Origin of the sequence: Stenotrophomonas sp. 17(2023) (assembly GCF_030345315.1) — a bacterium.
Classification (GTDB): domain Bacteria; phylum Pseudomonadota; class Gammaproteobacteria; order Xanthomonadales; family Xanthomonadaceae; genus Stenotrophomonas; species Stenotrophomonas acidaminiphila.
On the sequence record NZ_CP128405.1, the window covers coordinates 2,573,139 to 2,590,495 of the forward strand.

Here is a 17,357-nt window from a genome sequence, read left to right on the forward strand (position 1 = left end):
CGTCGCGCTCCCTGTCAGCGGGGAAAATACCATCCGCGCCGCACGATGGCCGCTCCGCGCCGGCAGGCGCCGCCACGGCACCACGCCGCGGGCACTTGGCCAGGCCGGCACAGCAGGAAACGCGCAACAATCCATTGCGCCGCCAGGCAACAAACCATGACGGGCATGTGCCTAGAATCCCCCAACCCCCGCCGGAGCCGACCCTTGCCCCGTTCCCTCGTCCTGCTGCTGGCCTGCCTGCTGCCGCTGTCGGCACCGGCCGCCGACCGCTACCGGCTGGACCCGGTGCATACGCGGGTGCTGTTCGCGGTCGAACATGCCGGATTCTCGCAGGCGCTGGGCACCGTGTCCGGCAGCGAGGGCGTGCTGGAGTTCGATCCCGACGACTGGTCCGGCGCGCGCCTGGAGGTGGTGGTGCCGGTCGCCCGGCTCGACCTGGGCAACGACAAGTGGAACCAGGCCACGCTGGCGCGCAACCTGCTCGACGGCCAGCGCTACCCGCAGGCGCGCTTCGTCTCCACCCGCATCGAGCCGGTGGATGCGCGCAACGCGCGCGTGCATGGCCTGCTGACCCTGCGTGGCGTCACCCGCGAGGTCGTGCTCGACGTCCACCTCAACGCGGTCGCGCGGCATCCGCTGCCGCCGTTCCGCCGCACCGCCGGGTTTTCCGCCACCGCCAGCGTGCAGCGCTCGGACTTCGGCATCGACGCCTGGCAGTCGGTGATCGGCAACCGCGTCGAACTGCGCATCGAAGCCGAGGCGGTACGCGACGACGATGCCAGGGCGCCGGAGGCCACTGACCCGGCGCCGGCCGCCGCCGACGACACGCACGCCGCGGCCGAGGCCGCCACCCGACTTTCCCCGCAACCGGAATCCCGTCCATGAGCCTGAAGAACACGCCTGACCGCTGGGGCAGCGTCAGCAAGAGCCTGCACTGGCTGATCGCCCTGTTGATCCTCGCCCTGGGCATCGTCGGCCTGCTCATGGGCGAGCTGCCCAGGACGCCGAAGTATTTCTGGGTCTACACCGCGCACAAGTCGATCGGCATCACCGTGCTGGTGCTGGTGGTGTTGCGGCTGGCGTGGCGCCTGTATGCCGGCGCGCCGCGGCCGGTCCCGGGCACCCCGGGCTGGCAGGAGCGCATCGCCAGTGCCACCCATTGGCTGCTGTACGTGATGATGTTCGCCATCCCGCTGTCGGGCTGGCTGTACGACTCGGCCAGCGGGCTGCGCCCGTTCAAGCTGTTCGGACTGCTGGAAATGCCCAAGCTGGTGGCACCCGACGAAGGCGCCGCGCAGCTCTCGCACGCGCTCCACGAATGGGGCTTCTGGCTGCTGATCCTGGTGGTGCTGGCGCATGCCGGCGCCGCCCTCTACCACCATATCCAGCAGCGCGACGCCACGCTTGTACGCATGCTGCCGCAGGGCTGGCTCGATACCCCACAGAAGGAATCCGCATGAACATCAAGCTCACCACCCCGGCCGCCGTGGCGGCCGCCCTGGCCGGCATGCTGGCCGCCGCCCCGGCCATGGCCGCGGACTACGAACAGGCGCCCGGTTCGATCCTGGTGTTCGCCACCAAGTACGACGGCGAGGTGTTCACCGGCACCTTCCCGGGCTTCCAGACGCAGCTCAGCTTCGACCCGGCCAACCCGGCCGCAGGCAAGCTCGACGTCACCATCCCGCTGGCCGGCGCGCGCAGCGGCAACAGCGACCGCGATTCGACGCTGCAGGGCAAGGACTTCTTCAACGTCGCCCAGTTCGCGCAGGCGCGCTACACCGCCAGCGGTTTCCGCGCCGTGGGCGGGAACCAGTTCGCGGCCGACGGCACGCTGCAGCTGCGCGGGGTCAGCAAGCCGGTCACCCTCACCTTCACCTGGACGCCCGGCGCGCAGCCGGTGCTGACCGGCAAGGCCACGGTCAAGCGCCTGGACTTCGGCGTCGGCGGTGGCGACTGGGCCGACACCAAGACCATTCCCGACGAAACCGCCATCAGCACCAAGGTCGTGCTGCGCGCCAGGTAAGCGCACGCGCCCCCGGCACCGCGCTCAGCCGGGGGCCTGGCCCGGGATGTCGAAGCAACCGCGCCGGCCCGAGGCGTCGGTCAGGCAGGCGCGATGCCGGTGCGCCTGCCCGTCCTGGCCGGGACGCACGGCCAGGCCGAACACCCCGCCGTCGCGCATCAGCAGCACCGCCTCCCACACCGTGTCCGGGCCGCCGGCCTGCAGCGGCTGCCGCTCGCCCTGCACCGGCGCCTGCAGGGGCATGGCCGCGGCCTCGTGCAGCATGCGCCGCAGGTTGCGCATGTCCAGCCCTGCCGGCGCACTGGTGACCGCCTTCAACAGCACCAGGCGCTCGATGCCTTCCACCGGCAGCACCTGCGCCAGGGTGCGCCCCTGCCACGCGAAACCGGCACGATCCGCCGGCAGCGCCTTGGCCAGGTCCACGTCCGCCGCACCGGCGCCGGCCGCGGCCATGCCCAGCACGGCAAGCAGTGGCGAGCAGGCGCGTACGCTCACCGCAACCACCGGCGCACGCCATCGGCATCGAACGGCCACTCCAGCTCGGCGCCGCTGGCGCTGTCGCGCAGCACCGGCACGCGCGTGCCGTAGCGCATTTCGAGCGCGTCGTCGTCGTCGATGAACACGCTGTCGAACGCCGGCGCGCGGGCCTGCGCCAGCACCTCCAGCGCCAGGTCGCACAGGTGGCAATCGTCGCGCTGGTACAGAATCAAGCCCATTCCCCACACCCCATCCAGGTCCGATGCTGCGCTGCGGGCAGGGCCGTCAGCGGCGAACCCGTAGAATAGCCACTCCTCCAGGCAGCACGCACAACGCAATGTCCGTCAGCACGTTCGACCTGTTCAAGATCGGCATCGGCCCGAGTTCGTCGCACACCGTGGGCCCGATGCGCGCGGCCGAGCGTTTCGTCCACCGCTGGCTGCTCGACCCCGGCCAGCTGGCCAGTGTCAGCCGCATCCGCGCCGAGGTGTTCGGCTCGCTGGCCCTGACCGGCCGCGGCCACGGCACCGACACCGCCGTGCTGCTCGGCCTGGAAGGCCACCGCCCCAACCTGATCGACCCGGACGTGATCCCGGCCACGCTGGCGCGCATCCGCTCGTCCAGGCGCATCAACCTGATGGGCCAGCACGAGATCGCCTTCGACGAGAAGCGCGACCTGGCCCTGAACAAGCGCCAGAAGCTGCCGTACCACACCAACGGCATGCGCTTCACCGCGTTCGACGCCAACGACGCGGTCATCGCCACCCGCGACTACTACTCCGTCGGTGGCGGCTTCGTGGTCAATGCCGACGATGCCGCCGACGACCGCATCGTGCCCGACCAGACGCCGCTGCCGTATCCGTTCAAGAGCGGCGACGAACTGCTGGCCCAGGCCGCGCGCAGCGGCCTGAGCATCGCCGCGCTGATGTTCGAGAACGAGAAGTGCTGGCGCAGCGAGGACGAGATCCGCTCCGGCCTGCGCGAGATCTGGGACGCCATGCAGGCCTGCGTGGCGCGCGGCATCCGTTCCGAAGGCACGCTGCCGGGCGGCCTGCACGTGGGCCGCCGCGCCCCGGCGCTGCACCGCGAACTGTCCGCGCGCCCGGAAGCGGCCATGCGCGACCCGCTGACCACCCTGGACTGGGTCAACCTGTACGCGCTGGCGGTCAACGAGGAGAACGCCGCCGGTGGCCGCGTGGTCACCGCGCCCACCAACGGCGCGGCCGGCATCATCCCGGCGGTGCTGCACTACTACGACCGCTTCTGCCCGGGCAGCAACGAGCAGGGCGTGTTCGACTTCCTGCTGACCGCCGCGGCGATCGGCATCCTGTACAAGGAGAACGCCTCGATTTCCGGCGCCGAAGTCGGCTGCCAGGGCGAAGTCGGGGTGGCCTGTTCGATGGCCGCCGGCGGGCTGATGGCCGCCCTCGGCGGCAAGCCGGGGCAGATCGAGAACGCCGCCGAGATCGGCATGGAGCACAACCTGGGCCTGACCTGCGACCCGATCGGCGGGCTGGTGCAGATCCCCTGCATCGAGCGCAACGCCATGGGCGCGGTCAAGGCGATCAACGCCGCACGCATGGCCATGCGCGGCGACGGCAAGCACAAGGTCAGCCTGGACAAGGTCATCAAGACCATGCGCGACACCGGCCGCGACATGCAGGACAAGTACAAGGAAACCAGCCGCGGCGGACTGGCGGTCAACGTCATCGAATGCTGAACGCGACCGCCTCCATTCAAGTGGGCACGGGCCGGGCCGCTATGGCTTTCGTTGTAACCTGACGGCAGTGCGGGATTCAGGGGGAATCTCGATCGACCATCCATCCATCATCCGCCACCCGCGCCGGCCACTGGCAACCGGCACCGGACTGTTGGCTCGCCTGTGGCTGCTGCTCCTGCTGGCGGTTTCCCAGCCCGTTGCCGCCCTGGACACGGGCAAGCCCTTCCGCGACTACGTCACCGATACCTGGGGGGTGGACCAGGGGCTGCCGCAGATCAGCGTGCTGGCCATCACCCAGGACCCGGCCGGCTACCTGTGGTTCGGCACCCAGACCGGGCTGGCGCGTTTCGACGGCGTGCGCTTCGTGCGCTACACCCAGCGCGACGCCCCGGAACTGGGCAACAACATCCTGGCGCTGCTGGCCGACGACGACGACCGGCTGTGGATCGGCACCGCGCAGGGGCTGCTGCTGCTGGAAGACCAGCGCTTCCATGCCATCGCCCCCACCGTCGCCGACCATCCGGCACCCGCCAGCGCGCTGCTGAAGCTCGACGGCCGCATCCTGGCCGGCTGCGCGGAGGGCATCTGCACGCCGCGGGAAGGCAAGCTGCAGCGCGTGCAGGCCCTGCCCGATCCGGCGCTGAGCCTGCTGGCGCGCGGGGACGGGCTATGGGCCGGCGGCCAGGGCCGGGTGTTCCACATCGCCGGCGGCAAGGTACGCACCCTGCCGCTGCCGGCGGCCGCCGGGACCGCCGCGGTGATCGCGCTGGCACACGCCGATGGCGACCTGTGGGCCGGCACCCGCAACGGCCTCTTCCGCCTGCGCAACGGCAGTTGGCAGGCGGCGGACCCGCATCCGGACGACGTGCTGACCGTCGAAGCGATGCACGCCGACCGCGACGGCAACCTGTGGGTGGCCACGCCGCAATACCTGGAACGGCTGCGCCCCGGCCAGCCGCCCGAACGCATCCACAACACGCCCGGCGCCATCGCCGTCCGCGCGATCTTCGAGGACCGCGACGGCAACCTGTGGCTGGGCAGCATGGTCGAGGGCGTGACCCGGGCATGGAACGGCTGGACCCGGCGCCTGAGCCAGGCCGACGGGCTGCAGGACCCGCTGCTGTGGTCGGTCGCCGCGGCGCCGGACGGCGGCATCTGGGTCGGCAGCAGCAACGGCGTGGCCGTCTGGCGGCAGGGGCGCTTCACCAGTCGCGTGGCCGGCAACCGGCTGCCGCACCCGGAGGCCTACAGCCTGCTGCCCGAGCGCGACCAGACCTGGATCGGCACCCGCGCCGGGGTCGCGGTGCTGCGCGGCGAGCGCCTCGAGCAACCAGCCGAACTGGCGCCGCTGCGCGATGCGCAGATCAACGGCATCGTCCGCGACCGCGCCGGACGGCTGTGGTTCGCCACCACCCAAGGGCTGTTCCTGCTCGAGGACGGCAAGCAGCTGACCCGCTACGGCGAACGCGAGGGACTGGCCGATGCGCGCATCCGCCTGGTCTACGAGACCCGCGACGGGCGCATCCTGCTGGGCACCTACAAGGGCCTGTACGAATGGCGCGACGGCCGCATCCTGCCTACCGGCCGGCTCGGCGGACTCTCCGACGAAACCCCGGTCACCGCCTTCCTCGAGCTTGGCGACGGGCGCTGGGTACTGGGCACCAGCAATGGCGAAAGCCTGCGGATCCATGACGGCCATGGCTGGCACTGGCTGGACCGCGAGCGCGAGCTGCCGGCCAATGTCGCATTCCACCTGGCGCAGAACGGCAACGACCTGTGGGTCGCCGGCATGCGCGGCGTCTACCGCCTGCCGCTGGCCTCGCTGGACCGGGCCCTGGCCAACCCGCGGCAGCCGCTGGCGGCGCAGATCGTCATCAATTCCGGCACCGACCGCACCGGCGGACAGCAGGACAAGTGCTGCAACGGCGCCGGCAACAGCCGCGGGGTGCTGCGCGAGGGCCGGTTGTGGCTGCCCACCCGCGACGGCACCCTGCTGGTGGACGTGGACACGGACACCGACAGCGCGCCGCGCAATATCAGAATCGACCACGTGCAGGTCCAGGGCCGGCGTCTGGCCACCGGCCACGGCACGCTCAAGCTGCCGCTGGACGCGCGCGACCTGCGCTTCGAGTTCAGCCTGCCCGACTTCCAGCCGATGCACGCTCCGCAGCTGCGCTACCGGCTGGCCGGCTACGAGAAGGACTGGCACGAGCTGGACAACCCGACCCTGCGCAGCGCCAGCTACGCCAGCCTGCCGCCCGGGTACTACACCTTCGAGGTCGCCGACTTCAGCCAGGCCGAACCGTTGCGCAACGCCGCCCATGTCGCGGTGGAGATTCCGCGGCGGCTGTACGAAACCCTCGCATTCCGCCTGCTGGCCATGCTCGGGCTGGCGGGGCTGATCTGGCTGGGCTACCTCGGCCTGCAGCATCGCTACGCGCGCCAGCGCGCGCAGCTGGAGCGCCTGGTGCAGGAGCGTACCCGCGACCTGCAGGCGGCCAACGCGCAGCTGAAGGCCATCAGCTTCACCGACCCGCTCACCGGCCTGCACAACCGGCGCTACCTGACCCAGCAGATCCCCACCGACCTGTCGTTCTACGAACGCGACGAGGGCTACGCCAACGGCAGCGAGGCGGTGGTGTTCGCGCTGCTCGACGTGGACCATTTCAAGTCGATCAACGACACCCACGGCCACGCCGCCGGCGACCGCGTACTGGAACAGATGGGCCAGCTGCTCGGCGAGCTCAAGCGCAGCGGCGACTACGTGGCGCGCTGGGGCGGCGAGGAATTCCTGCTGGTGTTCCGCCCGCTGCCGCGCGGCAGCCTGGGGCGGCTGGGCCAGCGCCTGTGCACCCGCATCGCCGCGCACAGCTTCGACCTGGGCAATGGCCAGCAGCATCGCCTCACCGCCTCCGTCGGCCTGATCGAATGCCCGCTGTTCCCCAGCCGTCCGCGGCTGCTGGGCTGGGAGCAACTGGTCACCCTTGCCGACCGCGCCCTGTACCGGGCCAAGACCGCCGGGCGCAATGGCTGGATCGCCTACCAGCCGGCCCCCGGCGCGCAGCCGCCCGACGACCTGTCGGTAGCGGCCGGCGATCCATGGTGGCTGGTGGAGAACGGCGTGCTGGAGATGTTCGGCATCGACGGCAGGATCGACGTCGGCGCCCCGCCGTAACCGCCACACACCGCTGGCCGGCCACGCACGCGGCGTGTTGCACCGGCGGCCGGCAGCGCACCAGAATCACCCATCACCAGCCAGCAGCGGGGCAAGGATGCAGGGCGTACAGCAACCCGACGGACCGTTGCCACCCCGGCGTCCGCGCACCGCGACAGCGGCCGCGCCGCGCCGCGGCGGTGGCCTGACCCTGACCCGGCTGGTACTGGCGGCGATCGCGCTGCTGGTGCTTGCCTGGTTCATCGGCAAGCGGCCGCCGGCGGTGGACCCGCCCGCCACCGCGGCCACGCCCGATGCACCCGATGCGGCCGCCGTGGCCGCGCCCCGGGCACAGGCGCAGGTCGTGCGTGGCGAGAAGTCGACCATGCTGGCGGAGATCGGCGAAGCCCGCATGACCCTGCACGACCAGGGCACCGCGCTGCGGGTGGAAGGCGGCGTCGGCCGCACTTTCGCCAGCGAGCTGGCGAGATGGCTGGACGCGGCGCCGTCGGTGCGGCGGATCGACATCACCAGCGGCGGCGGCTACGCCATCACCGGCCTGGAAGCGGCGCGCATCGTGCGCAGGAACAACCTCACCGTGCGCGTGCACGGCTACTGCGCCAGCATCTGCGTCGCGCTCTGGGCCGCGGCCGCACAGCGGCAGATGGAGCCGGATGCGGTGATCGGCCTGCACCAGCGCAACGCGCAGTGCGACGCCCTACCCTCGCCGGAGCGCGAGGAGTGCCACTACCAGGACCAGTTCGCCACCGAGCACGACTCCAGCTACCGTGCCTGGCTGCAGGCGGCAGGCTTCAACCAGCACCTGCTCGACCTGCAGGCGCGCACCGCCTCGGAAGACATCGCGGTGCTCGGCGCGCCGCTGCTGTGGGACAACGGCGTGGAATTCAGCGTCGTCGACCGCGATGGCACACGCCTCGGCCGCGCCGAAGTCGAACGCCGCCTCGCCGCGCGCTCGGCGGGCCACTGAAGCGCATGCGCGCGGCGGTCAGCGCCTGGCGATGCCCAGCACGTCGTCCAGCAGCGCCGCCGCGGTGACGTCGGCACCGGCACCCGGCCCCTTGATCAGCAGCGGCTGCCCGCGGTAGCGGTCGCTGCGGATCGCCACCCGGTTGTCGGTGCCGCGGCCACCGGCCAGCGGATGGTCGGCCGGCAACGCGCGCAGGCCGACGCTGGCGCCGTGCCCGTCCAGGCGCGCCACGAAGCACAGCGACAGCCCCTGCCCGCGCGCCTGCTGCAGGCGCGCCGCCAGGGGCGCGTCCAGCTGCGCCAGCGCGGCATCGACCTGCGCGGCCGGCAATGCCGCCAGCGCCGGCGGCAGCAGCGACTCGACCTCCACCTGTTCCGGCTCCAGCGCCACCCCGGCCGCGCGCGCCAGGATCAGCAGCTTGCGGCGCACGTCCTCGCCGGACAGGTCGATGCGCGGATCGGGCTCGGTGTAACCGGCCGCCGCCGCTTCGCGCACGCAGGCGGAGAACGGCTGGCTGCCGTCGAAACGATGGAACAGCCATGCCAGCGAACCGGACAGCACGCCTTCGATGGCATGCACGTGGTCGCCACCGGCCACCAGCGCGCGGATGCTGGACAGCAGCGGCAGGCCGGCGCCGACGGTGGCCGAATCGCCATAGCGCACACTGCCCGCGGCCACGATCCCGCCGATCCGGCGCGCGCGCGCAAGCGTGGTGCCATTGCCCAGCTTGTTGGCGGTGACCACATGGATGCCCCGTGCCAGCCAGTGCGCATGTTCGGCGGCGATGTCCTCGCTGGCGGTAGCGTCGACCACGATGTCGCCGGCCTGCAGGCGCCCGGTTTCCTCGGCGTGGGCCGGCGCGTCACCCTGCCGGGTCGCCTCTCTCGCGCGCGACAGCACCGCCTCGGGTGCGTCGCCGCAGGCCAGCGCGATGCGCGAATTGGCCACCACGTGCAGCAGCGGCAGGTCGAGCTGTCGCTGCCGCAGGGCCTGGTAGCGGGCGATGAAGGCCGAGCCGACCGTGCCGGTACCCAGCAGCACCAGCCGCGCCGCTGCCGCCTGCGGACGCAACTGCGCGCTCATGCGTCCACCGTTTTCCGCAGTGCCTCGCTACGGCTGTCGGCCAGCGCCCGTGCGGCGCGCAGCAGTCCGGCCTGCAGGTCGGCCACCAGGTCCTCGCAGGCCTCGATGCCGACCGACAGCCGCAGCAGGCCATCGCTGATGCCGGCCTTGGCCCGTGCTTCCGGGGTCATCGCCGCATGGGTCATGGTGGCCGGGTGCGCGACCAGGCTCTCCACGCCACCGAGCGATTCGGCCAGGGTGAAATAGCGCAGACCTTCGACGAAGGCGCGCACCGCCGCATGCGGATCGGCACCGTCGCATGCGGCCAGTTCGAAGGACAGCATCGCGCCGAAACCCTTCTGCTGGCGCGCGGCCAGCGCATGGCCCGGGTGCGATTCCAGCCCCGGGTAGTAGACCCTGGCCACAACTTCACTGGTGGCGAGCAGGTCGACCAGCGCGCGGGTGTTCTCCTGGTGCACGCGCAGGCGTGCATCGAGCGTGCGCAGGCCGCGCAGGGTCAGGAACGCATCGAACGGCGAGCCGGTCAGGCCCAGCGCGTTGGCCCACCACGCCAGTTGCTGGTGCAGCTCGGCGTCGCGCGCGACCACCGCGCCGCCGACCACGTCGCTGTGGCCGTTGACGTACTTGGTGGTCGAGTGCAGCACCAGGTCGGCGCCGAAGGCGATCGGGTTCTGCAGCGCCGGCGACAGGAAGGTGTTGTCCACCACTACCCGGGCACCGGCCCGGTGCGCGGCATCGATCACGAAACGCAGGTCGGTGATGCGCAGCAGCGGATTGGACGGGGTTTCCACCAGCACCAGCTTCGGCGCCTGCGCCAACGCTTCGGCCAGTGCGCGCGGATCGGTCAGGTCCGCGGTGATCAGCTCGAAATGGCCCTTGCTCGCCAGCGCGTTGAACAGGCGCCAGCTGCCACCGTAGGCGTCATGCGGCACCACCAGCCTGTCGCCCGGCTGCAACAGCGCGTTGAGCACCAGGTTGATCGCGCCCATGCCGGTGGAGGTGACCACCCCGCCGGCGCCGCCTTCCAGTTCCGCCAGCGCTTCGCCGAGCAGGTCGCGGGTCGGGTTGCCGCTGCGGGTGTAGTCGTACTGGCGCTTGTTGCCGAAGCCGTCGAAGCTGAAGTTGGACGACAGCACCAGCGGCGGGGTCACGGCGCCATAGGCGGTATCGCGATCGATGCCGGCACGCACGGCCGCGGTGGCGCGGCAACAGGACACATCGGAAGCGGTGGACAGGCTCATGCGTTTTCTCCGGGAAGGCGAAGGGCGTTGGCGAGGATCGCGTCGATGCGATCGGTCTCTTTCAGGAAGGCGTCATGGCCGTAGGGCGAACGCAGCACGCGCAGGCTTCCGCGCGTGCCCAGGCCCTCGACCAGGCTGACCAGGTCGGACAACGGCACCAGGCGATCGCCCTCGACCGCGACCACCAGCGTCGGCACGCCGATGGCGGCCGGTTCGACGCGGTGCAGGTCGATGGATTCGGACAGGCGCAGGTAGGCATTGACCCGGGTGCGCGCCACGTACTGCGCACCGGCGGCGTCGAGGTAGTCCTCGGCGGCCACGCGCACGCGGCCGTTCACCACTTCGGGCTGGGCGTCGAAGCGCTCGCCGAATTCTTCCGGCGTGCGGTAGCTGAGCATGGCGAACTGCCGCGCCAGCGCCAGCCCATGGCTTTCGGCGCACTGCAGCTGGCCCAGCGCCACCGCGCGCCGCTGCAGCGCGCGCCAGGCCGAGGCATAGGGATGCGGGCGATGCGCGCCGCTGACCGCCACCAGCCGGCCCAGCCGTTGCGGGTGGCGGATGGCCAGCTGCTGGCCGACCAGCGCACCGTAGGAATAGCCGACGCAGCCGTGCAGGCTGTCGATGCCCAGCGCGTCCAGCAGCAGGGCCACCGCGTCGGCCTGGTCGGCGGTATCGATCGGCACGTCGAGCTCGCCGTCGGCGCCGATGAAATCCAGGCCCAGCAGGCGGCGGTGCGCCGGGTCCAGCGCGCGGCCGCAGCCGACCAGTCCGTCGGCCCAGCCCTTCTCGCCGAACACGGCGTTGGCGGCGATGTGGCGGTGCGCGGAAATACCGCCGGCCACCAGCACCACCGGCGCATCGACACGGCCGACCAGTTCATAGCGCAGCCGCAGCGTGCGCTCGCCGGCATGGCGCATGGCCAGGCGCACGTCGATTTCACCGCGCACGGCGGCAGGGGCAAGCGCCGCGCTGTCGGGCGCGGCGGGCGGGTAGTCGCGGATGGCGGTGGCAGTGGCGAAACGCATGGCGATATCCGGTAAGGAGCAGCCATCGAGCTTCGCGGGCCCGTGTTCGCCGTGCAGGGCACGGATCGAACCATCTTTCGGCGGACGCGGTGGTCCCCGCAGGATTTGGCACCAGGCACAGGCGCTTGCGCACCTGCTGGTTGCCCCGGCATCAAAGGGCCTGTCCCTCCGCCGGTCTCGATGGTGGACACACGATGCCAGCTGCCCAGGCCCATGTCAATCTCTTTATTCGGATGGAGCGATGGAGTTTCCGATGCAACCATGCCGGCATAATCCCGGCACCACCTCCGCCGCCACCGCATGCACCGCCTGACGCTCCTGCTCCTGTCAGCAATGGTCGCCCTGCCCGCCCGGGGCGATGGCCCCGCGCCGCGCTGGCGCCAGGGCTGGGGGCTGACCGGCACGGCCCCGACGGAAAGCGCCGGCGGCCATGCCCCCGGTTTCGCGCAGCTGCTGCTCCAGGCCCGTGGCGGCGGCCGCGAAGCGCAGGTGCGCAACCTGCTGGCCGGCCCGCTGCAGGTGCGCCTGCGCGATGCCGCCGACGGCAGGACGATGGCCGCGCCGGTACTGTTGCCACCCGGCGGGCAGCGCGACCTGCTGTGGCTGGCCGATACCGGCGGCGGCGCGCGCCTGCTGCTCGATGCCTTTCCCGGCGACCCGTCCGCGCGCCCCGGCGACCACCTCTACCGGTTGCCGTTCGCCGGCGTGCCGGTCCGGGTCAGCCAGGGCATTGACGGCGCGCACAGCCACCGCGATGCGCAGAACCGCCATGCCATCGACTTTCCCCTGCCCGAAGGCACGCCGGTGCTCGCCGCCCGCGCCGGCACGGTGATGCAGGTGCTGGCCGATGCGCCCGTCGACGGCTGCCTGGTCCGGGTGCTGCACGCCGACGGCGGCATGGCGCTGTATGCCCACCTGCAGGCGGGCAGCCTGGCGGTCCGGCCCGGGCAGGCGGTGCTGGCCGGGCAGGTGCTGGCCCGCTCCGGCAACACCGGCCGCAGCACCGGCCCGCACCTGCACTTCGCGGTACAGGCCAACACCGGGCTGGCGCTGGCCTCGATCCCGTTCCGCATGGCCGGCCCGCGCGGCGAACTGCGCTTCGCCCGCGAGACGGGCGCCCCGCCCTGAACGGCTATAATCGGCGGCTTCCCTTTCCCAATGCGCGCCCGCCGCGGGCGCAGCCGCCATGTCCGAAGTCGCATCCGAAGCCGCGCGCCGCCGCACCTTCGCCATCATTTCCCATCCCGACGCCGGCAAGACCACGCTGACCGAAAAGCTGCTGCTGTTCGGAGGCGCGATCCAGATGGCCGGCTCGGTGAAGTCGCGCAAGACCAGCCGCCACGCCACCTCGGACTGGATGGCGCTGGAAAAGGAGCGCGGCATCTCGGTCACATCCTCGGTGATGCAGTTCCCGTACGAAGGCAAGATCGTCAACCTGCTCGACACCCCCGGCCACGCCGACTTCGGCGAGGACACCTACCGCGTGCTCACCGCGGTGGACTCGGCGCTGATGGTGATCGACGTGGCCAAGGGCGTGGAGGAGCGCACCATCAAGCTGATGGAGGTGTGCCGCCTGCGCGACACCCCGATCATGACCTTCATCAACAAGCTCGACCGCGAGGGCAAGGACCCGATCGAGCTGCTCGACGAGGTGGAAACCGTGCTCGGCATCCAGTGCGCGCCGGTCACCTGGCCGATCGGCATGGGCCAGCGCCTGAAGGGCGTGGTGCACCTGCTGACCGGCGAAGTACACCTGTACGAGCCGGGCCGCAACTTCACCCGCCAGGATTCGACGATCTTCCCGTCGCTGGACGCGCCCGGCCTGGCCGCGCGCATCGGCGAGAAGATGCTGGCCGACCTGCGCGAGGAACTGGAGCTGGTGCAGGGCGCCAGCCACCCGTTCGACAAGGACGCCTACCTGCGCGGCCAGCAGACCCCGGTGTTCTTCGGCTCGGGCGTTAACAACTTCGGCGTGCAGCCGCTGCTGGATTTCTTCGTCGAGCACGCGCCGGCGCCGCAGCCGCGCGCCACCACCGGCCGCACCATCGCCCCGCAGGAAGACAAGCTCAGCGGCTTCGTGTTCAAGATCCAGGCCAACATGGACCCGCAGCACCGCGACCGCGTGGCGTTCATGCGCGTGTGCTCGGGCCGGTTCAGCGCCGGCATGAAGACCTTCCACGTGCGCACCGGCAAGGAGATGAAGCTGGCCAACGCGCTGACCTTCATGGCCAGCGACCGCGAGATCGCCGCCGAGGCCTGGCCGGGCGACGTGATCGGCATCCACAACCACGGCACCATCTCCATCGGCGACACCTTCACCGAGGGCGAGCCGGTCACCTTCACCGGCATCCCCAACTTCGCCCCGGAACTGTTCCGGCGCGCGCGCCTGAAGGATCCGCTCAAGCTCAAGCAGCTGCAGAAGGGCCTGGCGCAGCTGTCCGAGGAAGGCGCCACCCAGTTCTTCCGCCCGATCATGAGCAACGACCTGATCCTGGGCGCGGTGGGCGTGCTGCAGTTCGACGTCGCCGCCTACCGCCTGAAGGACGAGTACGGGGTGGAAGCCATCTTCGAACCGGTCGGCGTGGTCACCGCGCGCTGGGTGCATTGCGACAACGCCAGGAAGCTGGAGGAGTTCCGCGAGAAGAACGCCAACAACCTGGCCGTGGACGCCGCCGGGCAGCTGGTCTACCTCGCCCCGACCCGGGTCAACCTGCAGTTGGCGCAGGAACGGGCACCGGACGTGCGCTTCTCGGCCACGCGCGAAGCCGCGCACACCGTCTCGGTGGCGTAAGCGGCGGGCGGCAGGCGCGCCCCCGGCGCGCTCCTGCCGCCTGGATGACGGCCCCCCCAACCGCCGGCGGGCATGGGGGTGCACCCCGTGCTGCATTGCGGTAAGTTGCTGTCCATGCCTACCGCCGCCCCCCTGCCGCAGCACGCCGTGGACATCCGCGAGGAAATCGCCAGCGCCCTGACCCATGGCCTGGGCGCAGTCACCGCCCTGGGCGCCAGTGCGGTGCTGATCACGCTGGCCGCGATCTATGGCGACGGCTGGCAACTGGCCAGCGCCATCGTCTTCGGCATCGCGCTGCTGCTGCTCTACACCGCCTCGACCCTGTACCACGCCATCCAGCACCCGGTGGCCAAGGGCAGGCTGAAGATCTTCGACCACTGCGCGATCTACATCCTGATCGCGGGCACCTATACGCCGTTCACCCTGATCGGCCTGCGCGGGCCGTGGGGCTGGGGGCTGTTCGCCGCGATCTGGACGCTGGCCGTGGGCGGGGTGATCTTCAAGCTGTTCTACACCGGCCGCTTCAAGCGGTTGTCCACGGCCATCTACATCGCCATGGGCTGGCTGGTGGTGGTGGCGATCGAGCCGATGTGGAATTCGCTGGATGGATTCACCCTGGGCTGGCTGCTGGCCGGCGGCGTGTCCTACACCCTGGGCACGTACTTCTACCACCGCGAGTCGGTGCGCTATTCGCACGCCATCTGGCACCTGTTCGTGATCGCAGGCAGCGTGTGCCACTTCGTCTCGGTCACCGCGCAGATCCTGTAGCACCCGGCGCGCGCCGCACACGCCGGGGCAACATCACCTGCACGCCACGCCAATGAACGCTTCGCGCCGCGTGCACGAGCGCGCGGCAACCATGGCCGCGTGGATACCGCACCTGCCCCCGCCGCACCGCGCGCGTCGCGCTGGCGCCTCCGCCGTCCCGGCATGCGTGGCCAGCGCTGGCTGGCCGTGGCCGGCCTGCTGCTCGCCGCACTCGTCGTGCTGCTGTTGCTGTGGGACTGGAACTGGTTCAAGGGGCCGCTGGAACGCATGGTGCAGGCGCGCACCGGCCGCGCCCTGCACATCGGCCACATCGATGTAGACCTGGGCAGCACCAGCACGCTGCGCGCCGACCGCGTCGATTTCGCCAATGCGCCGTGGGCGCAACGGGCGGACATGGCGCGCGCCGCGCGCGTGGAGATCGACCTGCGGCTGTGGCCACTGCTGCGTGGCGACCTGCAGCTGCCGGAGGTGCGCCTGGTCCGCCCGGACGTGCTGCTGCAGACCGCACCGCGCCCCGGCGAGCCGGGCAACTGGGATTTCCTCGGCGGCGGCGACGCAGACCGGCCGTTGCCGCTCAAGCGGCTGCGCGTGGACGACGGCACCCTGCGGTTCGTGGACGCGGCGGGACGCACCGACATCCAGCTTGCCGTCCACAGCGGTGCGCCGAAGCAGGCAAACGCCGCGCCACCGCTGCTGCTGCAGGGCAATGGGCGCTGGCGCGGCGTCTCGTTCAGCGTGCGCGGCGGCACCGAATCGCCGCTGCAACTGGCCGACAGCGACCACCCGTTCCGCCTGCACCTCGATGCCCATGCCGGCGACACCCACGCCACGGCCAGCGGCACGCTGACCAATCCGTTCCAGCTGCAGGTGTTCGACCTGCGCTTCCGCCTCGGCGGCAAGGACCTGGACGACCTGTATCCCCTGCTCGGCATCGCCATGCCCTCCTCGCCTCCGTATCGTCTCGACGGCCGGCTCAGGCGCGACCATGACACCTGGCGCTACGAGAAGTTCAGCGGCCAGGTGGGCGACAGCGATCTGGCCGGCAATGTGCGCATCGACGTCGGCGGCGAACGCCCGCGGCTGACCGCCGAGCTGGTCTCGCGCCGGCTCGACTTCGACGACCTCGCCGGTTTCGTCGGCGCGCCCCCGGCAACCGGTGGCGGCGAGAGCGCCAACCCCGGGCAGAAGGCCGCGGCCGCGGCACTGGACGCCAGGCCCACGGTACTGCCCGATACGCCCTACAACCTGGGCAAGCTGCGTGCGATGGACGCGGACGTGCGCTGGAAGGCCCATCGCATCGATTCACCGTCGTTGCCGCTGGACGACATGGATGCGCACCTGCTGCTGGACGACGGCCTGCTGCGCCTGGAACCGCTGAACTTCGGCGTCGCCGGCGGCGACATCCGCAGCACCGTGCGCATGGATGCACGACAGCCACGCATCGCCACCACGCTCGACGCCCGCGTGCGCGGCGTGCAGCTGGGGCGGCTGTTTCCCGATGCGCGCCTTGCGCAGCAGGCCTCCGGCGGCATCGGCGGCCACCTGCGCCTGTCCGGCCACGGCAATTCGGTGGCCGCCATGCTCGGCAGCAGCGATGGCGAGGTGGCCATCGGCATGGGCCGCGGCCATGTCGGCAACCTGCTGATGGAACTGGCCGGGCTGGACGTGGCCGAATCGCTGAAGTTCCTGTTCACCGGCGACCGCCAGATCCCGCTGCGCTGCGCCTTCGCCGACTTCCAGGTGCAGGACGGCCTGATGCAGGCGCGCGCACTGGCCTTCGACACCAGCGATACCCTGGTGGTGGGCGAAGGCAGCGTCAGCCTCGGGCGCGAAACCCTGGACCTGCTGCTGCGGCCGCGGCCCAAGGACAGGAGCATCCTCGCCCTGCGCTCGCCGCTGCGCATCGGCGGCACCTTCAAGGACCCGTCGTTCCGCCCCGACTTCAAGGCATTGGGACTGCGCGGCGCCATCGCCGTGACCCTGGGCAGCATCACCCCGCCGGCGGCGTTGCTGGCCACCTTCGAGACCGGGCCCGGCAAGGACGTCGACTGCGGCGGCCAGTACGCCCGGTAAGGCCGCTGCTGCCG

Annotated in this window: 15 protein-coding genes and 1 riboswitch; of the genes, 10 read left to right on the forward strand and 5 right to left on the reverse strand. The window is 71.3% G+C overall.

The window, feature by feature from the left end; translation table 11 throughout:
• Positions 1-204 precede the first annotated feature (204 nt).
• Genes QQA12_RS11635 through QQA12_RS11645 form a run of 3 tightly spaced genes read left to right on the forward strand, consistent with a single transcriptional unit; the run spans position 205 to position 2,023 of the window.
• Positions 205-885 (forward strand): YceI family protein, encoded by a 681-nt coding sequence (locus tag QQA12_RS11635; protein ID WP_226049384.1) that lies wholly within the window; start codon positions 205-207, stop codon positions 883-885.
• Positions 882-1,460: a cytochrome b gene (locus tag QQA12_RS11640; RefSeq protein ID WP_226049385.1), complete on the forward strand. Its 579-nt coding sequence runs from the start codon at positions 882-884 to the stop codon at positions 1,458-1,460. The genes QQA12_RS11635 and QQA12_RS11640 overlap by 4 nt, the downstream gene beginning before the upstream one ends.
• Positions 1,457-2,023 (forward strand): YceI family protein, encoded by a 567-nt coding sequence (locus QQA12_RS11645; protein WP_226049386.1) that lies wholly within the window; start codon positions 1,457-1,459, stop codon positions 2,021-2,023. Before QQA12_RS11640 ends, QQA12_RS11645 begins: the two co-directional genes overlap by 4 nt.
• Positions 2,024-2,047: 24 nt before the next feature.
• Here QQA12_RS11645 and QQA12_RS11650 read toward each other — a convergent pair whose 3' ends face one another.
• Both QQA12_RS11650 and QQA12_RS11655 read right to left on the reverse strand, forming a co-directional pair.
• Positions 2,048-2,518 (reverse strand): hypothetical protein, encoded by a 471-nt coding sequence (locus QQA12_RS11650; RefSeq protein ID WP_054667074.1) that lies wholly within the window; start codon positions 2,516-2,518, stop codon positions 2,048-2,050.
• On the reverse strand, positions 2,515-2,739 hold the full coding sequence (locus QQA12_RS11655; protein WP_054667076.1) for a glutaredoxin family protein: 225 nt from the start codon (positions 2,737-2,739) through the stop codon (positions 2,515-2,517). The genes QQA12_RS11650 and QQA12_RS11655 overlap by 4 nt, the downstream gene beginning before the upstream one ends.
• A gap of 98 nt (positions 2,740-2,837) precedes the next feature.
• On the opposite strand from QQA12_RS11655, the gene QQA12_RS11660 reads away from it, so the two are divergent.
• From QQA12_RS11660 to QQA12_RS11670, 3 genes are all read left to right on the forward strand, one after another.
• Positions 2,838-4,220 carry an L-serine ammonia-lyase gene (locus QQA12_RS11660; RefSeq protein WP_056931307.1) on the forward strand — a complete coding sequence of 461 codons (1,383 nt, stop codon included), beginning with the start codon at positions 2,838-2,840 and terminating at the stop codon, positions 4,218-4,220.
• 151 nt (positions 4,221-4,371) lie between these two features.
• Positions 4,372-7,395 (forward strand): ligand-binding sensor domain-containing diguanylate cyclase, encoded by a 3,024-nt coding sequence (locus QQA12_RS11665; RefSeq protein WP_226049387.1) that lies wholly within the window; start codon positions 4,372-4,374, stop codon positions 7,393-7,395.
• Positions 7,396-7,522: 127 nt separating this feature from the next.
• Entirely contained in the window at positions 7,523-8,362 is an 840-nt protein-coding gene (locus QQA12_RS11670) for a hypothetical protein (RefSeq protein WP_226049388.1), read from the forward strand.
• 18 nt (positions 8,363-8,380) lie between these two features.
• Here QQA12_RS11670 and QQA12_RS11675 read toward each other — a convergent pair whose 3' ends face one another.
• Genes QQA12_RS11675 through QQA12_RS11685 form a run of 3 tightly spaced genes read right to left on the reverse strand, consistent with a single transcriptional unit; the run spans position 8,381 to position 11,711 of the window.
• Positions 8,381-9,445 carry a homoserine dehydrogenase gene (locus QQA12_RS11675; RefSeq protein ID WP_226049389.1) on the reverse strand — a complete coding sequence of 355 codons (1,065 nt, stop codon included), beginning with the start codon at positions 9,443-9,445 and terminating at the stop codon, positions 8,381-8,383.
• Positions 9,442-10,686, reverse strand: coding sequence for an O-succinylhomoserine (thiol)-lyase (locus tag QQA12_RS11680; protein ID WP_226049390.1), 1,245 nt, complete (start codon positions 10,684-10,686; stop codon positions 9,442-9,444). Before QQA12_RS11680 ends, QQA12_RS11675 begins: the two co-directional genes overlap by 4 nt.
• Positions 10,683-11,711, reverse strand: a complete 1,029-nt coding sequence (locus QQA12_RS11685; RefSeq protein ID WP_054667087.1) for a homoserine O-succinyltransferase — start codon at positions 11,709-11,711, stop codon at positions 10,683-10,685. Before QQA12_RS11685 ends, QQA12_RS11680 begins: the two co-directional genes overlap by 4 nt.
• A 67-nt stretch (positions 11,712-11,778) precedes the next feature.
• Positions 11,779-11,898, reverse strand: a riboswitch (SAM riboswitch).
• A 146-nt stretch (positions 11,899-12,044) separates the two neighbouring features.
• Between QQA12_RS11685 and QQA12_RS11690 the strand changes: the two genes are divergently transcribed.
• The 4 genes from QQA12_RS11690 to QQA12_RS11705 all read left to right on the forward strand — a co-directional run bounded on the left by QQA12_RS11690 (position 12,045) and on the right by QQA12_RS11705 (position 17,343).
• On the forward strand, positions 12,045-12,839 hold the full coding sequence (locus QQA12_RS11690; protein WP_226049391.1) for a M23 family metallopeptidase: 795 nt from the start codon (positions 12,045-12,047) through the stop codon (positions 12,837-12,839).
• 58 nt (positions 12,840-12,897) lie between these two features.
• Positions 12,898-14,502, forward strand: a complete 1,605-nt coding sequence (locus QQA12_RS11695; protein ID WP_182334956.1) for a peptide chain release factor 3 — start codon at positions 12,898-12,900, stop codon at positions 14,500-14,502.
• Between the two features lie 114 nt (positions 14,503-14,616).
• Positions 14,617-15,270, forward strand: a complete 654-nt coding sequence (locus QQA12_RS11700) for a hemolysin III family protein (protein ID WP_226049392.1) — start codon at positions 14,617-14,619, stop codon at positions 15,268-15,270.
• Positions 15,271-15,369: 99 nt separating this feature from the next.
• Entirely contained in the window at positions 15,370-17,343 is a 1,974-nt protein-coding gene (locus tag QQA12_RS11705; protein ID WP_226049393.1) for an AsmA family protein, read from the forward strand.
• The last annotated feature ends 14 nt before the right edge of the window (positions 17,344-17,357 follow it).

Bases quoted from the DNA above. Each gene is read 5' to 3' on its own strand.
- QQA12_RS11680 (WP_226049390.1), bottom strand. From the start codon at position 10,686: ATGAGCCTGTCCACCGCTTCCGATGTGTCCTGTTGCCGCGCCACCGCG.
- QQA12_RS11645 (WP_226049386.1), top strand. From the start codon at position 1,457: ATGAACATCAAGCTCACCACCCCGGCCGCCGTGGCGGCCGCCCTGGCC.
- QQA12_RS11640 (WP_226049385.1), top strand. From the start codon at position 882: ATGAGCCTGAAGAACACGCCTGACCGCTGGGGCAGCGTCAGCAAGAGC.
- QQA12_RS11695 (WP_182334956.1), top strand. From the start codon at position 12,898: ATGTCCGAAGTCGCATCCGAAGCCGCGCGCCGCCGCACCTTCGCCATC.
- QQA12_RS11700 (WP_226049392.1), top strand. From the start codon at position 14,617: ATGCCTACCGCCGCCCCCCTGCCGCAGCACGCCGTGGACATCCGCGAG.
- QQA12_RS11675 (WP_226049389.1), bottom strand. From the start codon at position 9,445: ATGAGCGCGCAGTTGCGTCCGCAGGCGGCAGCGGCGCGGCTGGTGCTG.
- QQA12_RS11655 (WP_054667076.1), bottom strand. From the start codon at position 2,739: ATGGGCTTGATTCTGTACCAGCGCGACGATTGCCACCTGTGCGACCTG.
- QQA12_RS11660 (WP_056931307.1), top strand. From the start codon at position 2,838: ATGTCCGTCAGCACGTTCGACCTGTTCAAGATCGGCATCGGCCCGAGT.
- QQA12_RS11690 (WP_226049391.1), top strand. From the start codon at position 12,045: ATGGTCGCCCTGCCCGCCCGGGGCGATGGCCCCGCGCCGCGCTGGCGC.
- QQA12_RS11685 (WP_054667087.1), bottom strand. From the start codon at position 11,711: ATGCGTTTCGCCACTGCCACCGCCATCCGCGACTACCCGCCCGCCGCG.